This is a genomic window from Microbispora sp. H11081, from assembly GCF_012999535.1.
Classification (GTDB): Bacteria; Actinomycetota; Actinomycetes; order Streptosporangiales; family Streptosporangiaceae; genus Microbispora.
In genome coordinates this window covers 851,771-866,068 of record NZ_JABBWV010000001.1, presented here as the reverse complement: position 1 = coordinate 866,068, position 14,298 = coordinate 851,771, and the positions used below count along the sequence as shown (strand labels likewise).

Below are 14,298 nucleotides of genomic sequence, written 5' to 3'. Positions count from 1 at the left end.
ACGTCCGCTCCGGCTCTCCTCCATAACCTACGCGCGGCGACCGACAATTCCGGGGCCGATACCGGCTCCGCCGCGCCCCCGCGAGGCGTACGGCCGGGCGGCGGCCGGCCCTTTGCCGGACCATGACGCTGTCGTTACGATTCCAGTCGGGGGCCGACACTGACGGGATGGCGGGGCTGACCATGGCGGGGTTGCGGAATGCCGTCGGCCGGTCACTCGCGTGGTCGGCCAAGAACGTCGACGGCGCCATCGCCCTCGTGCTGGCGGTGGCAGTCGGCGTGCTGGGCGTGCTGCCCGACGACGTGATCTCCGACAAGGTCAAGTCGCAGCTCGTCAGCGGCACCACCCTGGTCGTCCTCGCCCTGGTCGCGACCGCGCTGCTGCGCGACCGGGTCAGGCAGGAGCCGGTCGAGGAGGCCATGCACGCCACGTCAGGCGTCCTCGCGCGGCTTCCCGAACGACTCGACCGCCTCGACGAGCTGGAGGACCTCGTCGCGGGCACCCGGCGGGCCATCGAGGACATGTCGGTCATCCGCATCCTGGGCAGCCAGCACGAGATCGCGCAGGCACACGCGGACGCGCGGCGGGGCACGGACCGCTGGGCGTTCAAGGGCGGCACCGGCACCTACATGCGCGCCGTGACGCTGCCCGAGTGCGTGGCCGCCGCACGGCGCGAGAAGCGGCACCTCACGGTCCGGCTGGAGATCATCGACCCGACGGACGAGGCGGTGTGCGAGAGTTACGCGCACTACCGCAGGTCGCTGTCGGACCGGCCCGACGGCACCGGTGAGGTGTGGACGACCGACCGCGCGAGGAAGGAGTCGTACGCGACCGTCCTGGCCGCGTTCTGGTACCGCCAGCGGTACGGCCTGCTCGACATCGCGGTGGGGTTGTCGCCGGTGATGACGACCTTCCGCTGGGACATGTCGGGCCGCGCCCTGATCATGACGTCCGAGGACCCCAACCGGGCCATCATCGCCTTCGGCGGCTCGTTCTTCTACGAGAGCTGCGGCACCGAGTTGCGCACGAGCTTCGAGCAGGCCCGCCGCGTGGCGATGGACCGCTACCGGTCGGTCCCGCTGAGCGAGGAGCCGACCATCGAGGAGGTCCGCAGGCTGTTCGACCGCGTCGGCCTCCCGCTGCCCAAGTCGTTCACCGACCGCGACGTCGTCGAGGTCACCCGCAAGGCGCTGCGCGCCAAGGACCCCTACGCGTCATGAGATACCGGGACGTGCTCGACACGCTCGCCGGCGGGAACGCCCGCGAGTGGGCGCTCGGCGTGCTCGGCGAGATCGCGCAGGGTGGCTCGCCCGGCCCGGACGTGCGGGGCGTTCGGCACCCGCTGGGGTTCCTCTGCCTGCCGCTGGTCCGCGAGGACGGCCTCGGGGTGTGCGTGCACCTGTGGACCGCCGCCGCGCGGCGCGCCCGCAGCACCACCTCGCAGGTCCACTGCCACAGCTGGGACCTGGTCAGCCACGTCCTGTACGGCCAGGTCCGCAACGTCCACGCGGTCGTGACCGACACCGGCCGGTCTCCCACCCACCGCGTCTTCGAGGTGGTCAGCACGCCGTCGGGCGACGTCATCCGCCCCACCGCGAGGACCGTCGCGTACGCCCCGGGGCGCGCCGAGCAGTTCGGCGCGGGAGACACCTACACGCTCGCCGCCGGCGCCTTCCACAGCAGCGTCATCCCCGAGGACGGCGAGGCCGCCACCGTGGCGCTCGGCCGCGGCAGGCCGGGCCTGGCCGATCTGTCGCTCGGGCCGGTCGGCACCCCGCTCCACCGCGTCGGGCGGGAACGCCTGGACGCCGCCGAGACCGCACGTGCCGCCGAGCTGGCCAGGAGGAGCCTGTGGACCTCGAACACGCCAGGCGGGTAGCCGTCGAGGCGGCCCTGGCCGCGGGGGCCGTGCTGCGCGAGCGCGCGCCCGGATCGGTCGCCGTCCACGCCAAGGGCGGGGCGGGCGACGTCGTCACCGACCTCGACCTCGCCGCGGAGAAGCTGATCCTCGACCGCGTCCGGGCCGAGTTCCCCACGCACCGGATCGTGGCCGAGGAGTCGGGCGTCCACGACGGCGACCTGGCGGACGGCGGATGGACCTGGCTCGTCGACCCGCTCGACGGCACGAACAACGTGGCGATCGGACTCCCGGCGTACGTCGTGGGGCTGGCGCTGTGCGCGGGCGGCCGCCCGGTGCTCGGGGTGGTCCACGAGCCGCTGTCGGGCCGCACCTGGTCGGCCGTCGCCGGGTCCGGGGCCCGTGGCCCGGGCGGGCCGCTCACCGGGCCGCCGCGCCGGGACCTCCCGCACGGGCCGGTGCTGGCCTGGACGCAGGGCCACGGGGTCTCCCGGCGGGATCCCGCGGCGCGGTCGCTGAAGATGACGATGGACGCCCGCGCCCGGCGGGTGCTCCAGCTCTGGGCGCCGCTGCTGTGCTGGGCGATGCTCGCCCGCGGCGACATCGACGGCATGATCGGCTACCGAGCGGAGGGGCTCGACCTGCCCGCCGGGGCCCTGATCGCGCTGGAGGCCGGGGTGGAGATCCGGCGGTTCGACGGCGGGCCTTTCGAGGCGTCCGCCGAAGGCCCTGCGGAGGAGCGCAGCTTCGTCGCCGCGCCGCCCGCGCTGGTCGGGGAGCTGCTCGGCCTGGTCGCCGAGGCCCGCCGCCTGGCCCCCGCCCTGCCGCCGGTGTGACCCGCCGCCGGCCCGAGTCGGTGGCCGATCCGAGTCAGTCGTCGAGGCCGCGCGCGGCGAGCGCCTCGCCCAGCGCGTCGGCGTGCCGCAGCGCTCCCACCACCAGCGGTACGGCGAAGGCGCGGGCGCTGCGCTCGATCCCTCTGGCCCGCTGCGCCTCCCGCACCCGGGTGACCAGGTCCGCCATCACCGGCACGCTGCGCAGGGTGAGCGACAGCAGCAGCGAAAGGCGGAACGGGTCAAGCCCGGCGAACCTGACGGGGGCGAGGCAGCGCTCAAGGCAGGCCATGAGCGCGCTGGTGCGCGTCGTGAGCGTGACCAGCCCGGCCAGGGCGACGGCGAGCACGACGCGCAGCGTGGACGACGCCGCCGCGGGCAGGTCGGCGAACACCAGTTGCACGCAGAACAGGGCCACGGCGAACCAGCGGACGGGCCGCACCTGCGCCCAGGCCGCCGCCACGCCGACCCCTGAGACGGCGTACAGCAGCACCACGACGGCCGCGGCGCCCGCCAGCGCGGCGGGCGAGCGCAGCAGCAGGAGCGCGGTGCAGGACAGGGCGAGCCCGGCGAGCTTAGCGCCGGCGGGCAGCCGGTGCAGGAACGATCCGCCCGGCACGTAGGCGCCGGTGAGCCCGGTCACGCCATCGTCTTCCTGTAGTGGCCGATCGCGGCGGCGGGATCGGCGTCGGCGACGATCCGTCCCTCGTCGACCACGAGCACGCGGTCGAAGTCCTCGAGCAGCGGAAGGTCGTGGGTGACCACGACCACCTGCTGCGGCAGGTCCCGCAGCAGCGCCGCGACCTGCCGCGAGTGGCGCAGGTCGAGCAGCGTGGTCGGCTCGTCCATGACCAGGATCTCCGGTTCGAGCACCAGGACCGAGCAGAGGGCGAGTAACTGCTTCTGGCCGCCCGACAGGTGGTGGGCGGGGTGGTCGGCGTGCTCCGCCAGGCCGTACCTCTCCAGGACCTCCCGCACCCGGCGCTCGACCTCCTCCCGCGCCAGCCCCTTGCGGCGCAGCGAGAAGGCCACGTCCTCGGCCACCGTCGGCATCACGATCTGCGCGTCGGGGTCGGTGAACAGGAACCCCACGGACCGCCTGATGCGGGCCGCCTGGCGACGGGTGTCGAGCCCGGACACCGTCACAGTGCCCGAGGACGGCAGGACCAACCCGTTGATCAGGCGGGCGAGCGTGCTCTTGCCCGAGCCGTTGGCCCCGACCACGCCCACGCGGCGCTCGGTCAGCGAGGCCGTGACGCCGCGCAGCACCTCCCGCTGCCCGAGCCGCACATGGACGTCCTCCAGCCGGATCACTCACACCACCTCGAACAGGGCGGCGATCCCGAGACCGCCGCCGACCGCGACCGCCGCCAGGCCAAGCGACCCTCGCGGCGCCCCTGCCAACCGGCTGAACAGCCGGGTCACCACCACGGCCCCGCTCGCGCCCCAGGGGTGGCCGAGGGCGAGTGCGCCGCCGTCGGCGCACACGCGCTCGGAGTCCGCTCCGAGGGGATCGAGGCCGAGCGCGTCGGTGACCGCGAGCACCTGCGCCGCGAACGCCTCCACGATCTCCACCGCCGCGACGCTCTCCAGGTCGGTCCCGGTCCGCCGCAGCACCCGCCGTACGGCGGGCACCGGCCCCCACCCGGGCAGCGCCGGATCGCATCCGGCGACCGCGCCCGCCAGCAGGCGCAGGCCGGGCAGGCCGGCCGCCGCGCGCAGCCGCTCCGGCACGACCGCGACGGCCGCGGCGCCGTCGCTCACCGGGGATGAGTTGCCGGCCGTCACCGTGCCCCCCGGCACGAACGCGGCGGGCAGCCTGGCCAGCGACTCCGGCCGCAGCACACGCGGTCGCTGGTCGTCGGCGCGGCCGCAGACGGGGACGATCTCGCGCGCGAAGCGTCCGGCCTCCCGCGCGGCCAGCGCCCGCGCGTGGCTCCGGCGGGCGTACGCGTCCTGGCGTTCCCTGGTCACGCCGCGCGCCGCGGCGAGCGCCTCGGCCGCCGGGCCCATGTCGGGGTCCGGGTGCCCCTCGGGGGCGAACGGCGCCCGCTCGTACGGCACGCCCGGCTCGCCCTCACCCCGGCGGATCCGCAGCGGCGCGGTCGAGGCGCTCTCGACGCCCCCGGCGACGACCAGGTCCGCGTCGCCGGAGCGGACGGCCTGGGCGGCCAGCAGGATCGCCGCGAGGCCGCTGCCGCACTGCCGGTCGACGGTGACGCCGGGCACCTCGTGGCCCAGCCCCGCGGCCAGCGCGCAGACCCGGGCCAGGTTGCCCCCCGGGCCCGTGCAGTTGCCCAGCACCACGTCGTCCACCGGGACGCCGAGATGCGCCACGTCGCGGGCGACCGCCCCGACGACGGGCGCGGCGAGCCGGTCGGACGGCAGGCCCCGGAACGCGTGGCCCGCGGTGCCGATGGGGGTGCGGCGGGCCGCGACGACGACCGCTCGCTCGTCCATCTCAGCCGAGCCTTCGCAGGCCGGGCGCGCCGCCGTCGGCGACACAGGCGGCGAGACGGGCCGCGACGAGGCCGCGGGCCGGCTTCCCCGCCGTGGTCCTGGGCAGGGGGTCGGCGGCGTACCAGCGGCGGGGCCGCTGCGCGGGGTCGAGTTCGGCGCGCGCCGTCGCCTCCAGCGCCGCCCGTGACACGTCCCGGCCCTCGACGACCGCGGTGACCACGAAGCCGAGGTAGGCGTGCGGCGTGCCGACCACGACCACGTCGTCCACTCCCGGCACCTTCCTCAGCACTTCCTCGACGTCCTCGGGCACGACCGTCGCCCCACCGGTCTGGATGGCGCCGTCGCCCCGGCCGCGCAGCCGCAGGACCTCGCCGGGCCGGTACGGCTCCGCCAGGTCGCCGACCGTCATCCAGCCGCCGTCGTCGCGCCGCAGGGGGCCGGTCGCGCCGGCCAGGTAGCCCTCGCACAGCCACGGGGAACGCACCCACACCTCGCCCAGGTCGTGCCCGCGCGGCACGCGGACGTCGATCTCGACGCCGGGGAACGGCCGCAGCCCCGCGCCGTCGGCGTCCGCGGCGACGAACGACAGCTCGGTGGCACCGTAATAGGACACCACACGCACTCCGGCAGCAATCGCCCGGGTCCTGGCGGCGGTGTCCATGGCGGCCCCGCCGACCACGGCGGCGCGCAGCGCGCCGTCGGCCTTCTCCAGGGCGTCCAGCACGGCCTGCAGGCGGTGGGGCACCACGTGGACCGCGGTGACCCGCCGCGACCACTCCGCGGGCCCGGCCGGGGACCACCGTCCGGGCACCACGGCCGTCGCGCCCGCCGCCAGCGTGTGCACGGCGGCGAAGCCGTACAGGGAGGAGACCAGCGGGCCGGGGATCAGCACGACGTCGTCGGGGCCGATCCCGGTCAGCGCGTCCACGTGGGCGAACGACGCGGTCCAGGAGGCCCGGCTTCGCACCACGGCTCGCGGCCTGCCGGTGCTGCCGGAGCTGAAGCAGGCCCACGTGAGGTCGCCGGGCGCGGGGCGGTGCCGTACGGGCGGGCCTTCCGCCTCGGGCAGCGGGGCGTCGAAGCGGGCGGCGACCGGCACCGCGGCCATGACCTGCGCCCGCCGTTCCTCGCTCCACGCGTGGTCGCACAGCAGCGGCGTGACCCCCGCCAGGTCGGCGGCGAGCACGGCGACGAGCAGGGCCACCGGGTCCGCCTGGCCGGTCGCGACGAGCGCGCCGCGCGCGATCCCGTCGCCGGCGAGGCGGCGTGCGGCACGGCCGGCCCTTGCCGCGAGTTCGGCGTAGGTCAGGTCGCCTCCGGGGCCGGACACCGCGATCCGCCGGGGCTGGACGGCGGCGTGCCGCATGACCTGCTCGGCTACCGGCATGCGCGGGTCACTCCCCGGCCCGCAGCCGCTCGCGGCGCACCGCGGGGACCGCGTCGGGATAGGCCCGCTGGGTGCCCCGCGCCACCAGCGACGCCAGCGCCGCCTTGGCCAGGTCGCCGGGCAGGAAGACGGCGCTGAGCACCGCGGTCTTGCCCAGGGACAGCCCGGTGACCAGCGCCTGCACGGGGATGCCGCACAGGTAGACGACGCCGACGCCGCCGACCAGGCAGGCGGTCACCAGCCGCGCCGTGGACGGCGTGCGTCCGCCGCGTTCGACGATCCACCCGGTGACGGCCGCGCCGGGCACCCAGCCGAGCAGGAAACCGGCCGTGGGACCGGTGAAGACGCCGAGCCCGCCGCGTCCGCCCGCCAGCAGGGGCAGCCCGGCGGCCACGAGCAGGAGCAGGACCATCACGGCGAGGGCGGACCGCCAGGTGCCCAGGATGGTCCCGGCGAGCATGACGCCGAGCGTCTGCAGTGTGATCGGGACCGCGTCGCCGAAGACGTTCAGCGCGCCCGGCAGACCGAGCACCGCGATCAGTGCGGCGAAGACGCTGACTCTGGCGATGTCCGCCGCGGGGAAGCTCCGTTTCGGCGTGCTCTGTTCATCTGTCACGAACCGATCCCATCCCAAGGCGCCGCATCCGGCGAATGAGGAAACCCACAACTTTTGGCCGCGTCGTTCTCGGCGGAGACCATAGCCGCCCGCTGGGCGCGCGGCCCGGGGGCGTGCCACGCCCACTATGTCACCCGGCCCTGGCCGGGCCTCAGGCGGTGAGGACCAGGACGGTCACGGTCGCGGCGAGGCCGGCCACGGCGAGTCCCGCGCCGGTGGCGACGAACTTGGCCAGCGGCACCCGCACGTCCCCCCGCCGGCACCACTCGAACCACAGCAGCGTCGCGAGCGAGCCCCATGGCGTGATCACCGGGCCCAGGTTGGTGCCTGCGAGCAGCGACAGCAGTTGCGTGTGGTTGGCCGCGGGGATGACCTGCTCGCCCGCGACGTACGCGGGGAGGTTGTTGACCACGTTGGACAGCGCGGCTCCCGCGGCGGCGGCGCGGTAGGCGCCGTCCCCGTCGCCGCCCGCGCCGACGAGCGCGCGCATCACGTCCGCCAGGCCGAGCCGGCTGAGCGTCGGGACCACGAGGAACAGCCCGGTGACGAAGACCAGCAGGCGCCAGGGGATCAGGGCCCACACGAGCTTGGCCCGGTCGCGCCAGGCGAAGGCGGCGACCACCGCGACCGCCGCGACGAGGGCCGCGACGCCGATCTCCACGCCCGCCAGGATGGCGGCGATGAACAGCAGGCAGGCCACCCCCGCCACGGAGAACAGCACCCGGTCGGCCACCGGCACCGGGGGCGGCGGCTGGTAGCGGTCCTCGCCCCGCTCCCCGCGCCGCCAGAAGAACGCCCACAGGAACGCCATCGTCACCGCGATCGACGCGGCCTGCGGGGCCCACATCCGCGCGGCGAACTCCTGCGTGGTGAGCGCCACCCTGTTCATGGCGAGCAGGTTGGTGAGGTTGGAGACCGGCAGCAGCAGGCTCGCGGTGTTGGCCAGCCAGACCGTGGTCATCACGAGCGGCAGCGGCGCGATCTTGGCGCGCGGCGCCAGGGCCAGCATGACCGGCGTCAGCAGGACGGCCGTCGTGTCCAGGTTGAGGAAGATCGTGACCAGCGAGGCGAAGGCCGTGCAGAGCAGGAAGAGAGCGGCGTAGCTGCCCCTGCCGACGATCGCGATGCGGGTCGCGATGACGTCGAAGACCTGTGCCTCCTTGGTCAGCTCCGCCAGCACGATCACCGCGCCGAGGAACAGCAGCAGGGGGGCGATGCGCTCGATGCTCTCCCTGGCCGACGCGGCCGGCAGCAGGCCGGTGGCCACGAAGACCAGGCCCACCGCGAGCAGCCCGAACCTGATCCAGTCGAGAACGCTCAGTCGCCGCAGCCCGGTCGCCACGCGCACACCCTATATCGGCCGCCGCGGACTGATCGAACCCCTCCAAACCGTCGGTGACAGCGGGAATACTGGGCCCCATGACGCACAGCGGGCGGGGGGACGCGCGGACCGAGATCTTCGTCAGCTACTCCCCCGCCGACGAGCGGTGGGCGACGTGGATCGCCTGGCAACTCGAAGCCGCCGGCTACCGCACGATGCTGCAGGCGTGGGACTTCGTGCCAGGCACCAACTTCATCGACTTCATGGACCGCGGGGTCAGCGAGGCCGACCTGGTCGTCGCGGTCCTCACCCGGAACTACCTGGGTTCCCGGTACGGCAGGCTCGAATGGCAGGCGGCGCTGCGCGCCGATCCGGACAACCCGTCCAACAAGCTGGTGACGGTCCGGCTGGAGGACTGCCCGCTCGACGGCCTGCTGTCCACGATCACCTGGGTGGACCTCCTCGGCGTGACCGACGCGGCCGAGGCGCGGCGGCTGCTGCTGACCCGGATCAGGCAGGCGCTGGCAGGCCGGGCCAAGCCGTCGGAGCCGCCCCGGTTCCCCGCCGAGCCTGGCAGGCGGCCCCTCCACCCCGCCGCCGACCCCGCGCCGCCCGCCGTACGGGTGCCGCGGGCCCGGCGCGCCCCCGCCGCGGAACCGTCCTTCCCGACGGCCGAACGCGCCGGCGGCGGCTCCTCCGTGACCGTGCTGCACGTCGCAGGGCCGCGGTTCGGCCGCGGGCTGGCGGAGGCGGACGAGCCGCTCGACGCGGGCGAACTGCAGGCGAGCGTGTGGGCCGACCTGACCCGCCTGGCCGACGCCGGGGTTCCCAAGCCCGACGTCCTGATGGTGACCGGCGACCTCACCGAGTCGGGCAGCATCCGCGAGTGCGAGCAGGCCCTCGCGTTCCTCACCGGGCTGCGGGTGCTGCTGGGGCTGGAGCCCGGACGGCTGGTCGTCGTCCCCGGGCCGCGCGACGTCACCAAGGCCGCCTGCCGCGCCTACTTCGCGACCTGCGAGGCCGACGACGTGCGCCCGCAGCCGCCGTACTGGCCGAAGTGGCGGCACTTCTCCACGCTCTTCGGCGAGCTGTACCAGGGCCTCGACGGCCCCGCCTTCGACAGCGCCCAGCCCTGGACGCTGTTCGAGCTGCCCGAACTGCGCGCCGTCGTCGCCGGGATCAACTCCACGATCGCGATGAGCCACCGCGAGGAGGACGACCACGGTTTCGTGGGCGAGGCCCAGGCCGCGTGGTTCGCCGAGCGGCTGCGGCCGTTCGACGGGTGGCTGCGGATCGGCGCCGTCGCCCATCCCCCGCGTCCCGGCCTGCGCGACGCCGCCACCCTGGAACGGCTGCTCGGCTCCCGGCTCGACCTGCTGGTCCACGGGCGCGGCCCGCAGCGCGGCGGACCGGAGGAGGTCTGGGAGCTGGACGGGCTGCCGTGCGTGCCCGCGCTCGCGCCGGGCCGTCACCAGATCCTCCAGGTCACCCCGGAGGGACTGCGCCGGTGGACCAGGGACCACCCGGACCTGCGCGACCCCGAGGTCCTGCCATACGGCTGGCGCGGGTGGCGGCCGCGGGCCCACGCGGCGGCGGCGCCCGAGCCCGCGCCCGAGCCCGAGGAGCCCGCGAGCCCCGCCGACCTGCTGCTGGACCGGATCGCCGAGGTCTGCGAGACCCGCTTCGAACGGGCCAAGATCCGCCGGGTCGCGGGCGACCCGCCGCGCCTGCTCGTCACCCACCCCGACGACGGGTTCGTACGCCAGGTCCTGATCGGCGCGCACACCGGGGAGCTGAGGCAGGAGCACGTCGAGGCGTTCCTCGGCCACGTCCACGCGGCGGGGCTCGAGCACGCCGCCGAGCTGGTCTGCCAGGGGCCGCAGCCGCCCCGGGCGTTACGCGACGACGCCCTGCGGCGCGGGCTGCGGCTGCGCAGCTTCACCGAGTTCCAGGGCCTGCTCGACCTGTCGTCCTACGTGGCGGGGCAGACGGCCAGGCTGCGCGGCGACCGCCGCTACCCGCCCGAGCTGTACGTGCCGCAGCGGTTCCGTGAGCTCGACAGGACCGGCGGCGAGATACGCGACGACCTGACCGGCGAGCTGCTGCGGCTGCTCGCGGCCGACCACGGTCGGTTCGCGCTCGTGCTCGGCGACTTCGGCCGCGGCAAGACGTTCTCGCTGCGCGAGGTGGCCAGGCGCATGCCCGCCGAACTGCCGCACCTCACGCCGATCCTGATCGAGCTGCGCGCCCTCGACAAGGCGCACTCGGTCGCCGGGCTGGTCGCGGCGCACCTCGCCAACCACGGCGAGGAGCTGATCGACCTCAAGGCGTTCCACTACATGCTGCGCCAGGGCCGGATCGTGCTGCTGTTCGACGGCTTCGACGAGCTGGTCACCCGCGTGACGTACGAGCGGGCGGCCGACCACCTCGACACGCTGCTGCGCGCCGCCGAGGACAAGGCCAAGATCGTGGTGGCCGGGCGCACCCAGCACTTCAAGTCGCGCAGCCAGGTGATGACGGCCCTCGGGGAGAAGGTCGGCCTGCTGCCGAACCGGCGGGTGCTCGACATCGAGGAGTTCACCGAGGAGCAGATCCGCGCCTACCTGGTCAACCGGTACGGCTCGCGGCAGACGGCCGACGACCGGATGGCCCTGCTCACGGGCATCGGCGACCTGCTCGGCCTGGCGCACAACCCCCGCATGCTCAGCTTCATCGCCGACCTGCCGGCGGAACGGCTGCGTGCCGTCGCCCAGGCCGGGGAGGCGATCAGCGCCGCCGGTCTCTACCAGGAGATCCTCGACACGTGGCTGGCCTTCGAGGAGGAACGCGTGCGCGGCGTGGCGGGGGCTCCCGGCGGCCTCACCCGCGGTGAGCTGTGGCGGGCCGCGACCACGCTCGCGCTGCGGCTGTGGGAGACCGGCGAGGCCTACCTGCGGCCGGCTGAGCTGGCCGAGGTCGCCGACACGCTCACCGGCCTTGCCGGAGAGACGCGGACCGGCCTGCCGTACGGGCCGGACGCTGCCGGGGGCGGCGAGGGGGCCGCGCGGCTGACGCCCGAGCAGGCCGCGCACGCCGTCGGGGCCGGGAGCCTGCTGGTGCGCACGGACGAGGGACTGTTCGGGTTCATCCACGCCTCGGTCGTGGAGTGGCTGGTGGCGCGGCACCTCGCGGAGTCGCTCGGCGCGGGTCGCACCACCGGGCTGGGGCTGCGGCCACTGTCGGCGCTGACCGTCGACTTCCTGTGCGACCTGGCCGAGGCCTCGCGGCTGCAGGCATGGGCGGCCCGCACGCTCGCCTCCCCGGGCGCGGGCGACGTGGCCAGGTCCAACGCCATCAAGGTGACCACCCGGCTGCGCACCTCGGCCAGGACCGACCTGCGCGGCGCCCGGCTCAGCGGCGAGGACCTGTCTTACCGGGAACTGCGGGGCGTGGACCTCACCGGCGCCGACCTGACCGACGCCCGGCTCGTCGGGGCCGACCTGTCCCATGCCGTGCTGCGGGACGCCCGGCTGGCCGGGGCGCGCCTGGACGAGGCCGTGCTGGTGGGCGCCGACCTGCGCGGGGCCGATTTCACCCGGGCCCGGCTCGCCCGCGCCGACCTGCGGGACGCCTCCGTCGAGGGCAGCCGCTGGGAGCGGGCCGCGCTCATCGACGTCACCGGCGTCCCCAGGGGAGCGCCGGAGCTGCGCGGCGCCGCCGTCGCCCCCGGCGGGCCCGGCACTGACGGCGGGCGGGTCAGCGCGGAGCCGGCCCCCGCCGTCGTCGGCGTCCCGTACGGCTACCACTTCGAGAGCAGCCGCCTGCCTGAACCGGTCGCCTACCACCCCGACGGCGGCATGCTCGCCCTGGGCGGGGAGGACGGCGGCGTCCTGATCTGCGACAGCGTCACCGGATCCGTCCTGCGCACGTTGCGGGGGCACCGGGGCCGCGTCTACAAGGTCGCGTACGGCGAGGCCGGCCTGGTGACCGGCGCGAGCGACGGGACCGTCCGGGTGTGGGATCCCGCCACCGGCGAGCTGTCACACGTCCTGCGCGGCCACCCCGGCGGCGTGTGGCCGGTGGTGACCTCGGGCGACCTGGTCGCGGCGGGCGGCGCGGACGGGGTCATGCGGGTCTGGGCCTCCGGGGAGCTCGCGTGGGAGCTGCCGGGCCACACCGCCCCGGTCTACACGGCCGTGTTCCTGCCCGGGCTGCTGGTGACCGGCGACAGCGCGGGGGCGATCCGCGTGTGGGACCTCGCCACCGGGCGGGTGCGTCACCACCTGCGCGGCCACAGCGGGGCCGTCTACCGTCTGGCCCTCAGCCCTGACGGCACCCGCCTGGCCGCCGGGGACGGCCGGGGCGTGCTGCGGGTCTGGGACCCCCGCACCGGCGCCGCGCTGCACGAGCTGACCGGTCATCCGGGAAGCGTCTACACCCTCGCCTTCCATCCGGAGGGCCGGCTGCTCGCCTCCGGCGACACCGAGGGAGCCGTACGCCTGTGGGACCCGGTCACCGGTGAGGCGGCCGGCAGCCTGCCGGGACACCGCGGCGCCGTCTACCAGGTCCTGTTCGATCCCACCGGCGACCTGCTGGCGACCGGGGACAGCGACGGGGTCGTCCGGCTCTGGGACCACCGCACCGGCCAGTCGCGGGCCGAGCTGACCGGGCACCGGGGATCGGTGTGGCCGTTCGCGTTCCGCCCGGACGGCCGCCAGCTCGCGACCGGGAGCAACGACGGCACCGCCCGCCTGTGGGACCCCCACTCCGGCCAGTGCGTCCAGACGCTGCGCGGCCACGGCCGGCGCGTCATGTCCGTGCGGTTCTCCGCCGACGGCGGCATGCTCGCCGCCTGCGGCAACGACGGCTACGTGCGGCTGTGGGACCCGGTCACCGGCCGTCGCCTGCGCTCGCTCACCGGGACGGCCGACCGGCTGGTGTCGGCCGTCTTCAGCCCGGCGGGCCCGCTGCTCGCCACCGCGAGCAACGACGGCGGCGTCTACCTGTGGAACCCGGTCGCGGGCACGTACGAGCGCGAGCTCAACGTGGAGACCGACCACGTGTGGGCGGAGGCGTTCAGCCCCGACGGGGAGATGCTGGCCACCGCGAACGACGACGACAGCGTCCGGTTGTGGTACCGCCCCTCCGGGCGCCAGGTCGCCAACCTCGCCGGGCACCGGGGACGGGTCAGGTCGATCGCGTTCAGCCCCGGCGGCCGGCTCGTCGCCACCGGCTGCGACGACCGCAAGGTCAGGCTGTGGGACGTGCCGGGCGGCCGGCCCGCGGCGACGCTCAGCGGCCACGACGACCGGGTGTACGCGGTGGCGTTCTCCCCGTCGGGGGACCTGCTCGCGAGCGCGAGCAACGACGGCACCGCCCGTCTGTGGGACGCCGCCTCCGGCGAGTGCCTGCGCGTGCTGGAGACCGGGGCCCGGCTGTGGACGGCGGCGTTCAGCCCGTCGGGCGACCTGCTCGCCACCGCCGGGGACGACCTCGCCGTCCGGCTGTGGGATCCCATCACCGGCGCGCCCGCCGGGTCCCTCGCTGGGCACGGGCGCCGGGTCTGGTCGGTCGCCTTCCACCCTTCGGGGGACCTGCTCGCCAGCGCCGGCGACGACGGCGTGGTGATCCTGTGGGACATGGCCCGCCGCGAACGCCGCGCCACGCTGCTCGGCCTGCCGGAGGGATGGGCCGCGTTCTCGCCCGGCGGGCTTTACAAGCTGGAAGGCGACGTGACCGGCCAGTTCTGGTACGTGATCGGCATGTGCCGGTTCGAGCCGGGCGAACTGGACGAGTATCTGCCCGAGGTCAGGCGGCTGGCCCTGGACGAGCCCTTCTGACGGT

At 75.4% G+C, this 14,298-nt stretch carries 10 protein-coding genes; 4 read left to right on the top strand and 6 right to left on the bottom strand.

Annotated features, from left to right (window positions below; all coding sequences use genetic code 11):
- Positions 1–167: 167 nt before the first annotated feature.
- The 3 genes from HHX31_RS03855 to HHX31_RS34055 are packed head-to-tail and all read left to right on the top strand — an operon-like array spanning position 168 to position 2,694.
- Positions 168–1,220, top strand: coding sequence for a hypothetical protein (locus tag HHX31_RS03855; RefSeq protein ID WP_249345365.1), 1,053 nt, complete (start codon positions 168–170; stop codon positions 1,218–1,220).
- Complete coding sequence (locus HHX31_RS34060) at positions 1,217–1,879, top strand: hypothetical protein (RefSeq protein WP_169945021.1); 663 nt, start codon at positions 1,217–1,219, stop codon at positions 1,877–1,879. The genes HHX31_RS03855 and HHX31_RS34060 overlap by 4 nt, the downstream gene beginning before the upstream one ends.
- Positions 1,852–2,694 (top strand): inositol monophosphatase, encoded by an 843-nt coding sequence (locus HHX31_RS34055; RefSeq protein WP_169945019.1) that lies wholly within the window; start codon positions 1,852–1,854, stop codon positions 2,692–2,694. Before HHX31_RS34060 ends, HHX31_RS34055 begins: the two co-directional genes overlap by 28 nt.
- 34 nt (positions 2,695–2,728) lie before the next feature.
- Here the strand turns inward: HHX31_RS34055 and HHX31_RS03840 are convergent, their stop codons facing one another.
- The 6 genes from HHX31_RS03840 to HHX31_RS03815 form a co-directional block, all read right to left on the bottom strand.
- The gene (locus HHX31_RS03840) at positions 2,729–3,334 is read right to left on the bottom strand and encodes an energy-coupling factor transporter transmembrane protein EcfT (protein ID WP_169945017.1); all 606 of its coding nucleotides are present in this window, start codon (positions 3,332–3,334) and stop codon (positions 2,729–2,731) included.
- The gene (locus HHX31_RS03835; protein WP_169945015.1) at positions 3,331–4,005 is read right to left on the bottom strand and encodes an energy-coupling factor ABC transporter ATP-binding protein; all 675 of its coding nucleotides are present in this window, start codon (positions 4,003–4,005) and stop codon (positions 3,331–3,333) included. The genes HHX31_RS03840 and HHX31_RS03835 overlap by 4 nt, the downstream gene beginning before the upstream one ends.
- Entirely contained in the window at positions 4,006–5,151 is a 1,146-nt protein-coding gene (locus tag HHX31_RS03830) for a thiolase family protein (RefSeq protein ID WP_169945013.1), read from the bottom strand.
- Between the two features lies 1 nt (position 5,152).
- A complete protein-coding gene (locus HHX31_RS03825; RefSeq protein WP_169945011.1) occupies positions 5,153–6,538 on the bottom strand; it encodes an AMP-binding protein in 1,386 nt (461 codons plus the stop codon).
- 7 nt (positions 6,539–6,545) lie between these two features.
- Entirely contained in the window at positions 6,546–7,154 is a 609-nt protein-coding gene (locus HHX31_RS03820; RefSeq protein WP_169945009.1) for a biotin transporter BioY, read from the bottom strand.
- 151 nt (positions 7,155–7,305) lie between these two features.
- Positions 7,306–8,496 carry an SLC13 family permease gene (locus tag HHX31_RS03815; RefSeq protein WP_169945007.1) on the bottom strand — a complete coding sequence of 397 codons (1,191 nt, stop codon included), beginning with the start codon at positions 8,494–8,496 and terminating at the stop codon, positions 7,306–7,308.
- Positions 8,497–8,573: 77 nt separating this feature from the next.
- Here HHX31_RS03815 and HHX31_RS03810 point away from each other — a divergent pair, with 77 nt between their 5' ends.
- A complete protein-coding gene (locus HHX31_RS03810; RefSeq protein WP_169945005.1) occupies positions 8,574–14,294 on the top strand; it encodes a TIR domain-containing protein in 5,721 nt (1,906 codons plus the stop codon).
- Positions 14,295–14,298: the final 4 nt, after the last annotated feature.

Bases quoted from the DNA above. Each gene is read 5' to 3' on its own strand.
- HHX31_RS03830 (WP_169945013.1), bottom strand. From the start codon at position 5,151: ATGGACGAGCGAGCGGTCGTCGTCGCGGCCCGCCGCACCCCCATCGGC.
- HHX31_RS03825 (WP_169945011.1), bottom strand. From the start codon at position 6,538: ATGCCGGTAGCCGAGCAGGTCATGCGGCACGCCGCCGTCCAGCCCCGG.
- HHX31_RS03810 (WP_169945005.1), top strand. From the start codon at position 8,574: ATGACGCACAGCGGGCGGGGGGACGCGCGGACCGAGATCTTCGTCAGC.
- HHX31_RS03855 (WP_249345365.1), top strand. From the start codon at position 168: ATGGCGGGGCTGACCATGGCGGGGTTGCGGAATGCCGTCGGCCGGTCA.
- HHX31_RS34060 (WP_169945021.1), top strand. From the start codon at position 1,217: ATGAGATACCGGGACGTGCTCGACACGCTCGCCGGCGGGAACGCCCGC.